An 11,635-nucleotide genomic window follows, 5' to 3' on the forward strand; every position below is an offset into this window, starting at 1 on the left:
ATGTTAGAACAAATTTTACAAATTATTCCCACACCGCCTAACAATTCTGATGGCATCGGCGATTATGCCCTACTCTTAGCCACTCAATTCCGTAAAGATTTCCAGATCGATACCCAGTTTTTGGTTTTTCGGAATGACGTTGAGGTCGCACCATCTGTCGATGGATTTCCGATCGCCGTATTGTCAGACTATCGATCGGAAGTTTTCTGCGCTGCTATCCCCAAAAGTGTGGGAGCAATTATCGTTCATTTTAGTGCTTATCCTTATTTCAATACTAGCTTGAAAGGTACTTTTGGTGTTGATACGCCCTTCTGGTTGCCAGATGCCTTGCAATCGACGATCGAATCTCATCAATTAAAACTAATTGTGATGTTTCATGAATTGTCCAAATTGCATTGGAAACAATTTTATGTATTCGATCTTCTCAATCCAATCCACAGCATCGTCTCTCGTCAGATCGCCAAGATGGCCGATCTAGTTTTGACTAGTAGCAGTAAGTACCAATCGATATTGTCCGAATGGATCGGAGCATCTGTTACCAAAATTTCAATTTTTTCTAACATGGGCGAGCCTAATTTAGTCTTACCATTAGCAGCGCGTCAACGGCGATTGATTGTGTTTGGTGGCTCGGCTCGCGTTCGGATTTATCAAAATCATTTACCCGCGATTATTAAAACTTGTATGTTATTGGAGATTGAAGAAATTTGTGATATTGGACCGCCGCTAGATTTGTCAGCTATCGCGACTGAAGAGATCGAGTTAGTAGAGATGGGCTTTCGCTCTCAGGCTGAAATTGGCCAATTACTATCAACTGCAATTGCAGGTTGTCTCGATTATTCTCCCTTTCCTGGTAGCTTGGGTAAGTCTAGTGTCTTTGCTGCTTACTGTGCCTATGGCTTATTACCGATTTTAACAGGAGATAATAATGCACAACAAGATGGTTTATATGTAAACAAGCATTATTTAATGTCAAACGAGCGAGCGAGCGACTTGAAGATCGATGAAGTTCAAAAAATTGTTAATAATGCTCGCGAATGGTATCAAAATCATACGATTGCGGAGACAGCCAAAATATTTTATGCCTGTCTTTAAATTGTCGATTGGTATATTTTGAAGAAATCTAATCATAAAACAAAGTACATTTTTGCAAGCTAAAACATCTAGCAATTAATAGCAATCATTTAAAAGGACAACTCATGAAAAAATCATAAATAAGATAGTTAAAAACGTTTTAAAATCCATGAATATTGAGGTAAAGACATTAGATTCAATTTATCCTCAATTGGAGCAAGATCTGGGTATTGATTGTAATCTGCTAGTTAAATTAGATACCAAAGGATTCGATCTAGAAGTGCTAGCAAGCGGCAAGATAACTTTGAGTAAGGCACTCTGCTCTCAAGTTGAAGTCTCATTCGTGCCGATATATCAAAACGTACCGAGCTATCATGCCGTGCTGCAAAAATTTGAAGAATTAGGATTTTATGTGACAAATTTCTTTCCCAATATGGGTAGCGATCGAGGTCTGGCAGCAATCGACTTTGATTGCTTCATGGTTTCTAAAAATCATATTATTTAGCAATAGTTCGATTAGATAAAATTAGATTGTAATCTTGTAAAAAATATTAAGATATAAAAAATGGCTATTCCAATCGCGTTTATTATGTGTACTGAAGGCGGACAGCTCGAACGAGAGTCGCTGCTGATGGTTGAAAGCTTTCGCAAGTACACTGGCAGCTATCAAAATGCGCCAATTTATAGTTTTCAGGTACGAGAACGTAACGATGTTTCGCCAGAAACTATCGATCGGCTCAAAGCCATGAATGTCGAACATCAAAAAGTCGTTCTCAATACTAAATATCCTAACTATCCTTTAGCCAATAAGCCCTTACTCTGTGCTTATGTAGAACAAACTATCGATGCAGAGCTGCTCGTTTTTCTAGATAGCGATCTAGTCTTCTTTTCAGAACCAACAGAATTTTTATTACCACCAGAATATGATGTTGGTATTCGCCCTGAACATCATCAAATGATCGGTTCGGCAGGTTCCTCAGATCCTAATGATGAGTATTGGATACGCCTTTATAGTATTGCTGGAGTCAAAGATATCGATCGATTTGTGACGACGACAGTAGACCAGAAAAAAATTCGAGCTTTTTGGAATTCTGGGGTAGTTGTAGTTAGAAGAAATAAGGGCATTTTCACGGCATGGCAGCAGACGATCGAGCAACTTTTAGAAGAAGGTACTTCGATAACAACAGAAAATTGGTACTACGAGCAATCAGCTCTATCTGCTACTATTTGTGCGATAACCGATCGGATCTGGCATTTTTCTCCTGGCTATAATTACCCAATCCACTCTCACAATCAGCTAATAAACACAGAGCGTCGTCAAAATTTTGATGAGATTGTCTGTATTCACGATCATTTTTTCCGTTCGCGACCCGAAGCATATCGCGAACGTACTTGGGTTAAAACTCTCAAAATCATGAAAGATTTCGATCTGCGATCTGATAAATATCTGTGGCTGTATAGCTATCTTCAAGAGCATAATCCCAAGCAAAACCCAGCTCAATCATTTTTGGAAACGATTTTATTTTTGCCGATGATTAAGTATTTTTTGACTCAAAAAAAGTAAAATGATTTTATTTTTTTATTTGTAATGTTAAATAAACACAGCACGAACCAAGTCGAAATCCAAAGAGTTGCCTGGTTATTACCTGACATGGGTACGGGAGGACTTTCCTTTCAGCATCTGCTGTGCGAGTTTACCAAAGCTTTCCCACATACGATAGCTTTTACCGGACAATGGCCTGGTTACGCGGCTGGCTTTGAAAATACTTTTACAGTCAAAGTAGTTGGCGCAACTCAATACATCGAATTTGCCAAGGCATCAAATGGCTACTCGATCGGCTTTTCTGCCGCCTCGCCGCAAATTGTCAGTCAGCTATGGGAATTTAAGCCCCAGGTGATTTTTGCTAACGCATTTACAGCCTGGACGGCGATCGCGCTGCTGCTTAAGCCCATCTGTCGCTGGAAGGTGATTGTCACTTATGAAGGCGGCTCGTCTGTTTATGAGAGTCCTAGTTCCAAAATTCGCTACCAAGCGCGGCGGTTGATGGCACGTTTGGCAGATGCCTTCGTGGTTAATAGTCAAGCTGGGAAATCTTACCTGCTAGATATATTAGATGTCAAACCCGATCGAGTTGTTGCTCGACCCTTTTTAGTTCCTAGCAAGCAAGCTTTACTGCAATATACCGAAGCCGAAGCACCTCAATTAGACAGTAGTCTGAAACGACCGATTTTTTTGTTTGTCGGGCAGATTATTCCCCGCAAAGGACTGAAAAATTTACTCGAAGCTTGCTCGATCTTGAAGCAGCAAGGCTATCGCGATTATACATTGGCTCTCGTGGGTGATGGCGAACAACGTCCCGAACTAGAAACCTTTGTCCGAGAGTCCGATCTAGAGCGACAAATTGTCTGGATGGGGAAAAGTCCCTATCGCTGTTTGGGTGCTTACTTTCAATTTGCCGATGTCTTTGTTTTTCCAACCTATGACGATATTTGGGGCATGGTATTAACCGAGGCGATGGCTTTTGGGAAACCTGTAATTTGCTCGACTGGCGCAGGCGCAGCAGAAATGGTGGAGGTAGCAGCTAACGGTTTTGTCTACGCACCCGATCGAGTAGATCTGTTAGTGCAATATATGACTCAATTTTTAGATAACCCAGAGTTAATCCCCGCCATGGGTAATAAATCCACACAAATTATGCTTAAAAATACTCCTGAAAGTGCAACAGCATGTTTTGTCGAGGCAATGACCGTCAGTCAAAATTAAATTTACGCCCAAAAGTAAATATGAAAAATTCAAGTATTTTTACAGATGTAACGATCTTAATGCCAAGCCGATTGGTATCTAGTCGGATGTTGGTAGCAGGTGCGAGCGTAATTTGCGCTAGTCAGTCAGGAGCGGGATCGGATCGATTTAGTTCGAGCTGTGGAGAGATGCCATGCGGGTAACGATCGTGCGACGAGTACCGGGAGCTACATTCAGCCTAGATGTCTATGCTGACAACCTCGTAGCAGCATTGAAGACTGTGCGCCCAACTTGGGAAATTATCGAAATTGCACCCATTCCTTGGAATAGCCCCGATAAACTCTGGCTATCCGGCCCAGGGATTAAAAAATATTATGAAACCTTTTGGCGACACCCTCGTGCCGTCGCCCGCTTGGAGTCGGATATCTTTCATGTCATCGACCAATGCGAGAGTCATATTGTCTACAGTCTGCTCCCAACCAAGCAGCCTGTCGTTGTCACTTGCCACGACTTAGTTCAGTTTATCTATCCAGAAATTCTCAAAGGTCTGTCCCGATGGCCAGCATTGAGTTTGGCTACTTGGAAGTATTCGGTTAGCGGCATTAAAAAAGCTGATCGGGTAATTTCTGTTTCTACTAATACAGCGCAAGATGTGACCCGCATGTTAGAGATCGATCCAGCAGCAATTACTGTCGTGCCCAACGGCATCACCACCGAATTTCGCGTGCTTCCTGCTGCCGAAGTTGCTAAGATCCGAGAACAGTATACTCGATCGCCAGATACTTTTTGCTTGCTAAATGTCGGTAGTACGCATCTGCGAAAAAATATCTCGACCATCTTGCAAGTATTAAAGGTTTTAAAGGACAAAGGATTTCCCGTCTGTCTGTGGCGAACCGGAGATAACTTTAATAAAGAGCAAAAAGCTTTTATTGCCGAACAAGACCTAGAGTCAGATATCTTCGATTTAGGCAGTCCCGATCGCGCGCGGCTAGTGCAAATTTATAACGCAGCCGATGTTCTATTAGCTCCATCCTTATATGAAGGCTTTGGCATGACAGTTGTCGAAGCAATGGCCTGTGGTACGCCAGTAATTACGTCAAATGTTTCGTCTTTGCCAGAAGTAGTAGATGATGCCGCAGTTTTAGTCGATCCCTTGAATGTAGAAGAGATCGTTGCCGCAGTTTTACAAATTAAACAAGATTCCAGCTATCGCCATAATTTAGTAGAAAAGGGATTAGCAAGAGCTAAGTTTTTTAGCTGGCACAAGACAGCAGAACAAGTGGCACGAGTCTATGAGAGTGTTCTTCAAAAATCGCATGAGTGAGTTAAGTTTGTCAAAATAAAAATTACCCTAACACATGCAAATACTAAGGAAATTAAAATGAATAAAAAGCTACTAGGTGTCGAAATTTGTCGAGGACTATCAACATATGCAGTAATATTAGTTCACTCTGGAGATGAAACTTGGGGAATTCCGATCGATCCGATTGCGATCGCTTTCCGTTCGCATTTTTATTTTGCCGTTCCATTTTTTCTGGCAACAGCATTTTATTTTATGACTGCAAAAGTAGACATTGTTTACTCTGAAAAGTTCTGGCGATCGAGAATCGAGCGAATTTTAGTTCCATATACTATTTGGAGTATTATTTTTGTTATATCCAGAGTCATAGTTTTCTCTCTTACTAATAAGACTGACAGATTGCAGCAACTCTTACAAGATCCGATCTCGATTATTTTCTTTGGTGGTGCTTCCTATCATCTTTATTTCCTGACTTTACTATTTGCAGGCACTTTACTCGTACTATTATTGCCAATTTTAGAAAATCTAAAAACCAACAAGTATGTTCTAATTTTTCTCTCGATTGTAAGCACATGCTTATATTATGCACTCGAATCTTCAGGGAACTCATTTCAATTAGGAGCGAACATTGCTTTTCAAAATTTACTGAATTCGTGGCAAATCGATTGGAGCCAATTTCCATTGCTCAGAGTAATTAGCGTAGAAATTGCTTGGACGATAAAATGCTTGCCTTACTTCTTTATCGGTCTAATATTAAATCGGTACGATCGGTTAATTAAAATACCGAGCGAGCGACGACTTATCATTGTTGTATTATCGCTCTTGCTGTTTGGAGCTAATAAATTAGAATATTTATTATTGCCAGGGATATTAACAGAAATTTTCTTGGCGTATATATTGCTGATTGTAAGTATTTACTTGTCGGACTATTTAAATAGCAATATAATTAGCGAGCTTGCTGCTAGTATCGGAGCTTGTTCGTTTGGCATCTATTTAATTCATCCCTTCATCATGAGTGTTGCCAAGTTTTTTGTAGCTAAAGTCATATCGCCAGAATTAACAAATTCTATCTCGATCGCATCGATGCTGGTGCTGTCTTTGACTTGCTTTTTTGCTTCCTGGCTAGCGATTTATTCGATTAAAAACAAGCCAATTGCTAAATATCTGCTAGGCAACTAAATAATAAAGACTAGATTTCAAAATATTTAACGTCTGATATATGACTACAAAAATGAGCTTAAGAATATGAAAGTGCTAGTCTCTGCCTATTCCTGCGAACCAGGTAAAGGCTCCGAACGCGGAGTTGGTTGGAATGTCGCTCGCGAGATCGCCAGATACCACGAAGTTTGGGTACTAACTCGACCCGATGAAAGTAAGACCGCGATCGAAGCCGAACTGGCATTAAATCCAGTCCCCAATTTACATTTTGTGTACTTTACCCTCCCCTTTTGGCAAGACAGTCTCCGCTGGGGGCAGTCTGGGCCGATGCAGTTACACTACTATCTGTGGCAAATCCAGGCGTATTTTGTTGGTAAAAAACTACATCAAGAAGTGGGATTCGATCTCACCCACCATGTTACGTTCGTCCGCTATTCTGCCCCAAGTTTTTTATCGCTGCTGCCAATCCCCTTCGTGTGGGGGCCAGTGGGCGGTGGTGAATCGGCACCACTATCTTTTTGGAAAGATTTTACTTGGAAAAACAAGCTGTACGAGATTTTGCGCTGGGGATGGAGATCGATGGGAGAATTGGACATCTTCACTCAGCTAACGGCTCAAAACAGCGCAATTGCCTATGCTACTACCGAAGATACTGCCAAACGGATCGAGAAGCTGGGTGCTCCCGTAGTCCAAATCTATTCGGCTATCGGCCTCTTGACCGCAGAAATCGAACAACTCGCGCAATCTCCACGGCTTGACACTTCGCCGCTAAGGTTAATCGGCATTGCTCGTCTGTTGCATTGGAAAGGTCTACATTTAGGGCTACGTGCCTTTGCCCAGGCCAATCTTGCTGATGCCGAATACTGGATTGTAGGAGATGGTCCAGAATTAGATCGCCTTCAAGCCTTGGCACTAGAACTGGGTATTAGTAGTCAAGTTAAGTTCTGGGGCTTATTACCTAGAGAAGAGGTTCTAACCAAACTAGGCGAGTGCTCGGTGTTAGTACATCCCAGTCTGCATGATTCAGGTGCTGGAGTATGTCTAGAAGCCATGGCTGCGGAAAAACCAGTTATCTGTCTGGATTTAGGCGGCCCAGCAGTGCAAGTTACTACAGAAACTGGCGTCAAAGTACCCGTAGATACTCCAGAGCTAGCAATAAGCAAACTAGCAGAGGCAATGGTTCGTCTCGCTGGCGATCCCGATCTGCGCCTCAAAATGGGTCGAGCCGGACAACAACGCGTGCGAGAATGCTATAACTGGGAAGCTAAAGGCAAACAGCTAGCCCAAATCTACGAGCAAATTGTTAAGGGTAAAGCAAGCGTGCAAACATCAATCACACTCAAAATAGATCCATGAGAGCGAAAAAGATCGGGAAAAAGGGTTTTTACAAAAGTAGCACGTTAGCACTTGCTGCATTTTCGACAGCTTTTTATTCTCGAATACTGTGCTCTATTACTCGGTTGCCATCAGTCCTCAATCATTTACATTTTTTGGTCGTTCCATTGACAACGGCAATTATCTTGACGACATCCCGACCGAAAGATCCCAAGCAAATTTCGAGTGTATGGATGTTATTGGCTGGCCTCTCGATCTTATTTGGAGTGATGACCGCCAGTGCACTACTCAATCAGGCCGGGGTCATTAATATAATTGTCGATTTTTCGATCCTGGGCGGGCCATTTATGCTATTGATGGCGATTGTTTGCATCCCAATGTCTGCAATCAGTTTCAACCGCTTCAGAGATTGGATTATTAATTCCTCTTACGCGAATATGGCACTGGCTTTCATTCAATGGCCGCTGCTAAAATTTAATAAAATATCTGCTGGAGGATTGGATGCAACTGATGGTATGGCTGGTGTTTTTTTTGTGTCTGGAGCGGGGAATTATGTATCGACAACTGTATCAATTTATTTCGGTATTTACCTGGTGATGTTTGCAACGACAGTCCCCTTATGGGTTAGATGGGGGACTTTATTAGCTGCTATGTTTCAATTACAATTATCTGACTCCAAGCAAGTGCTATTCGCACTTTTTTTTGGGTGGGGAATGTTAATTTTGTTGACGATGAAAGATGTTGGGAAAACACTAACTTATACGATCGCCATTATTTTGGTTGTAGCTGTGTTCTATTGGTGCATCCAAAATGTCGATGCTTTTGCAGGGTTTAAAAACTACTTGGATAAAGATGGCGTTTATGGTCCTGATGGCGAAGCAACTCGGATTAAGCCCATTGCCTTTAGTATTATTCCCACCTTTTATCAATATCCTTTGAACTGGTTGCTCGGATTAGGTCCCGGTCATACGGCTGGCCGATTGGGTGGCTGGCTGCTCAAAGAAAACTGGGCGATTCTGGGTCCGCTTGGGGCAACAATACATCCTGCTAGTCAAGCTCTGCTGAAGGCATACTATGGTAGTTGGCTAGCATTAGAATCCACCATGTTTTGTCCTCTATTTGGCTGGGCTGGGATCTGGGGGGATCTGGGAATTGTGGGATTGTGCGCTTACTTATGCCTGGGGTGGATTGTTTGGCGTTATATCTGTGTGGATAACTTGGGTAGATTTCTCCTGTTAAGTGTAGCTGGTTTCGGTTTTATTTTTACGCAAATGGAAGAGCCGGGATATATGTATTTTGTTGCTACTCTAATCGGGCTGCGGTGGCATGAAAAACGCGCTCAATCTTTAATAACCTGCTAGACAACTTAAGGTTGAGTTACACAAAGAAACACTTCAGCAAACATGTATTTTAAAAATTAAAAAGACATAACAAAAAACTCTTCAATCCTTATCGCTACTTTTCAATTTAGCTAGTTTCTCGAATTGTCATGCATATTATAGTTATTGCCTTGCACAGACCAACAGATCCTACCGGAGTTTGCCGACATGCGGCTAATCTGGCAAGATGTCTGGCTCAAACAGAGGAAGTTAGACAAATCACGTTAGTAACTGGCATTTGGCAACAACACTACTTTAAGGAGCTTTTGTTTTCAGACGCTCGAAAAATTAATGTGTTAGGCATAGATATTAAAAATACATCTGGATCGAGAAATTTTTGGTTTTTATTTGGATTACCTAATCTCATTAGAGAGCTGCATCCCGATCTGGTTCATTTGTCTTTTCCATTGCCATTTTTTCGTTGGCTATTTACTTGTCCCGTAGTGACCACAATTCACGATCTATATCCTTACAAGATTCCAGAGAATTTTGGTAAGAAGCAAGCTTTATTCAACAAAATATTTCTCCAACAGTGTATACGGAACAGTGATGCGTTAACCTGTGTTTCTCAGATCACCTTAAACGATTTAAAGCAATATTTTCCAGAAGTCATATCTAAAGCCAAACATACGCAAGTAGTTTACAACTTTGTCGATTTCGATCGAATTGAGATCGAGCAACCTAAATTGCTAAAAAATAAAGTCGAACGTCCATTTATCTTATGTGTTGGACAACATCGTAAAAACAAAAATTTTGACTTGTTGATTCAAGCCTATGCATTGCTGAGAAAGGAGCGCAGAATTGATGTGGAAATGAGCACGATCGTTGTCGGCAGTCCTGGTCCCGAAACAGAGAATCTGATGCAGTCCATTCACACACTCTCGTTGCAAGACTCTGTACTGATGCTATCTGCAATTAACGACAATGAACTTTGCTGGCTCTATCAAAACTGTCAACTAATGGTAATTCCGTCTTCGATCGAAGGATTCTGTATTCCCTTAGTAGAAGCTCTCTATTTTTCATGTAAGGTTGTTTGTTCGGATATTCCAATATTTAGAGAGATTGGTTCATCTGCTTGTACTTATTTTAATTTGAAAGGAAATACAGTTAAGAATCTGGCAGAGTCAATAAATTGCGCTTTAGAAACAGATGCTGATGCAGATAAATATGACTATTCTCGGTTTACAAAAGCAGAAATTGCAAGACAATATTTAAATTTTTACTTGAAATTAATGTGAAAATAAAATAACTGATTTAATTTATTAGACTGGTATAATTTCCTCGATCGATGAATTACATCAAGTAAGAAATGTGCAGGTTCTCCTGCTATTTTGGGTAAAATGGCCAAATTACCCGTCGCGCGATCGGATCTTCTTCTCCTGTCTTGATTTGCTGTTAGCAAGCAAAACTGACTGAAAAATTAACGCTCGTTGGGTGATTGCTAATTCACGATCTTAGAGTTAGCCATTGTGCGGAGGTGGGACTTATGACCTTTTTGTATAATGGGATGTGATTGGTATCACACATATCTCGATCGACTTTAGGATTAGTTATAATGAGTATTGTTATCAAACAGAAGGTCAAATCGATTCGCACAGATCGGGGTCAAACTCATCTCAATCAACCAATGCCCTCTCAAGATCTCAGTACCTCACTCGACCGCAATCCTAATTCCGAAGAAGGCGGCTTAGATCTCGATCGCATTGTCAAAGCGATTGGGCGTCGGCTGTGGCTCGTCGCCATCATCAATGTAGCGACGATCGCTGCTGCTGTCTCATGGGGTCGAAGTAAACCCCCTGCCTATGAAGGCAGCTTCAATATCTTGATCGAACCCGTCACCGCCGAAGCGCAAGTAGTCGAAGCGGTAACGGGTAATCGCACCAACATCGAAGCTCAAGATTTAGGTAGTGCGCAAACAGCAAAAACGACTCTCGATTATCCTACCCAAATTCAGCTATTACTCAGCGATAAAATCTTACTCCCAGTCGTTGCGAAACTCAAACCAAATCAACCAAAAATTTCTTACGAAACGCTCAGGTCATCTCTAAAGATCGATCGACTTAGAGAACAAGCCGAAACAAAGATTCTCCAAGTTCATTATCGATCGGCTTCAGAGTCTCAGACCAAACAGGTTATCGATCTAATTGCGAATGCTTACGTTCGGTATAGTTTGAGCGAACGCCAAACAAATGTGCGCAGAGCGATTCAATTTGTCGATAACCAATTACCGAACATCAAAAATCAAGTTAGCAAGCTGGAGCTGGAGTTACAGAATTTTCGCGAGCAAAATCAATTGGTCGATCCGACGCTCTTGGGAACGCAACTCGGTACTCAAATGACTACCATCCAACAGGAGCAGCAGACAACTCAAGTCAAACTCACCGAAGCAAAGCAGCTCTATAATTCCCTAGAGCAACAGATTAAACTGCAACCTCAAGGTGCGGAAGCCGCTTCGGTACTCAGCCAAGCACCTGGGTACCAACAATTAGTCAAACAACTTCAAGATCTGGATGTAGAATTACAATCTCTATCGGCAGAGTTGACCGACGAGCATCCCAAAATCATTGCCCTGCGGGAAAAACGGCTGAAATTGCTGCCACTGCTACAGGAAAAAGCGAATGCGACAGTCGGCAGCGCGCTCTCTCAAAC

10 protein-coding genes are annotated in these 11,635 nt (G+C 41.7%); all 10 read left to right on the top strand.

Annotated elements, in window-relative coordinates; genetic code table 11:
- Nucleotides 1-1,092: a glycosyltransferase family protein gene (locus C7B77_RS01710; RefSeq protein WP_106299702.1), complete on the top strand. Its 1,092-nt coding sequence runs from the start codon at nt 1-3 to the stop codon at nt 1,090-1,092.
- Nucleotides 1,093-1,216: 124 nt separating this feature from the next.
- A complete protein-coding gene (locus tag C7B77_RS01715; protein ID WP_281261322.1) occupies nt 1,217-1,576 on the top strand; it encodes an FkbM family methyltransferase in 360 nt (119 codons plus the stop codon).
- 60 nt (nt 1,577-1,636) lie between these two features.
- Nucleotides 1,637-2,635 (top strand): hypothetical protein, encoded by a 999-nt coding sequence (locus tag C7B77_RS01720; protein ID WP_106299706.1) that lies wholly within the window; start codon nt 1,637-1,639, stop codon nt 2,633-2,635.
- A gap of 24 nt (nt 2,636-2,659) precedes the next feature.
- Nucleotides 2,660-3,835 (top strand): glycosyltransferase family 4 protein, encoded by a 1,176-nt coding sequence (locus tag C7B77_RS01725; protein ID WP_106299708.1) that lies wholly within the window; start codon nt 2,660-2,662, stop codon nt 3,833-3,835.
- Between the two features lie 172 nt (nt 3,836-4,007).
- Nucleotides 4,008-5,138 carry a glycosyltransferase family 4 protein gene (locus C7B77_RS01730; protein WP_106299710.1) on the top strand — a complete coding sequence of 377 codons (1,131 nt, stop codon included), beginning with the start codon at nt 4,008-4,010 and terminating at the stop codon, nt 5,136-5,138.
- A gap of 57 nt (nt 5,139-5,195) precedes the next feature.
- Nucleotides 5,196-6,293, top strand: coding sequence for an acyltransferase family protein (locus C7B77_RS01735; RefSeq protein ID WP_106299712.1), 1,098 nt, complete (start codon nt 5,196-5,198; stop codon nt 6,291-6,293).
- Between the two features lie 66 nt (nt 6,294-6,359).
- Entirely contained in the window at nt 6,360-7,628 is a 1,269-nt protein-coding gene (locus C7B77_RS01740) for a glycosyltransferase family 4 protein (RefSeq protein ID WP_106299714.1), read from the top strand.
- Nucleotides 7,625-8,968 (top strand): hypothetical protein, encoded by a 1,344-nt coding sequence (locus C7B77_RS01745; protein ID WP_106299716.1) that lies wholly within the window; start codon nt 7,625-7,627, stop codon nt 8,966-8,968. Before C7B77_RS01740 ends, C7B77_RS01745 begins: the two co-directional genes overlap by 4 nt.
- A 128-nt stretch (nt 8,969-9,096) precedes the next feature.
- On the top strand, nt 9,097-10,224 hold the full coding sequence (locus tag C7B77_RS01750; protein WP_106299718.1) for a glycosyltransferase family 4 protein: 1,128 nt from the start codon (nt 9,097-9,099) through the stop codon (nt 10,222-10,224).
- Nucleotides 10,225-10,541: 317 nt separating this feature from the next.
- A partial coding sequence (locus C7B77_RS01755) for a GumC family protein (RefSeq protein ID WP_245893993.1) occupies nt 10,542-11,635 on the top strand: 1,094 nt, incomplete at its 3' end.

This window comes from Chamaesiphon polymorphus CCALA 037, assembly GCF_003003845.1.
GTDB classification, from domain to species: Bacteria; Cyanobacteriota; Cyanobacteriia; order Cyanobacteriales; family Chamaesiphonaceae; genus Chamaesiphon; species Chamaesiphon polymorphus.

Bases quoted from the DNA above. Each gene is read 5' to 3' on its own strand.
- C7B77_RS01750 (WP_106299718.1), top strand. From the start codon at position 9,097: ATGCATATTATAGTTATTGCCTTGCACAGACCAACAGATCCTACCGGA.
- C7B77_RS01720 (WP_106299706.1), top strand. From the start codon at position 1,637: ATGGCTATTCCAATCGCGTTTATTATGTGTACTGAAGGCGGACAGCTC.
- C7B77_RS01740 (WP_106299714.1), top strand. From the start codon at position 6,360: ATGAAAGTGCTAGTCTCTGCCTATTCCTGCGAACCAGGTAAAGGCTCC.
- C7B77_RS01710 (WP_106299702.1), top strand. From the start codon at position 1: ATGTTAGAACAAATTTTACAAATTATTCCCACACCGCCTAACAATTCT.
- C7B77_RS01745 (WP_106299716.1), top strand. From the start codon at position 7,625: ATGAGAGCGAAAAAGATCGGGAAAAAGGGTTTTTACAAAAGTAGCACG.
- C7B77_RS01735 (WP_106299712.1), top strand. From the start codon at position 5,196: ATGAATAAAAAGCTACTAGGTGTCGAAATTTGTCGAGGACTATCAACA.
- C7B77_RS01725 (WP_106299708.1), top strand. From the start codon at position 2,660: ATGTTAAATAAACACAGCACGAACCAAGTCGAAATCCAAAGAGTTGCC.
- C7B77_RS01730 (WP_106299710.1), top strand. From the start codon at position 4,008: ATGCGGGTAACGATCGTGCGACGAGTACCGGGAGCTACATTCAGCCTA.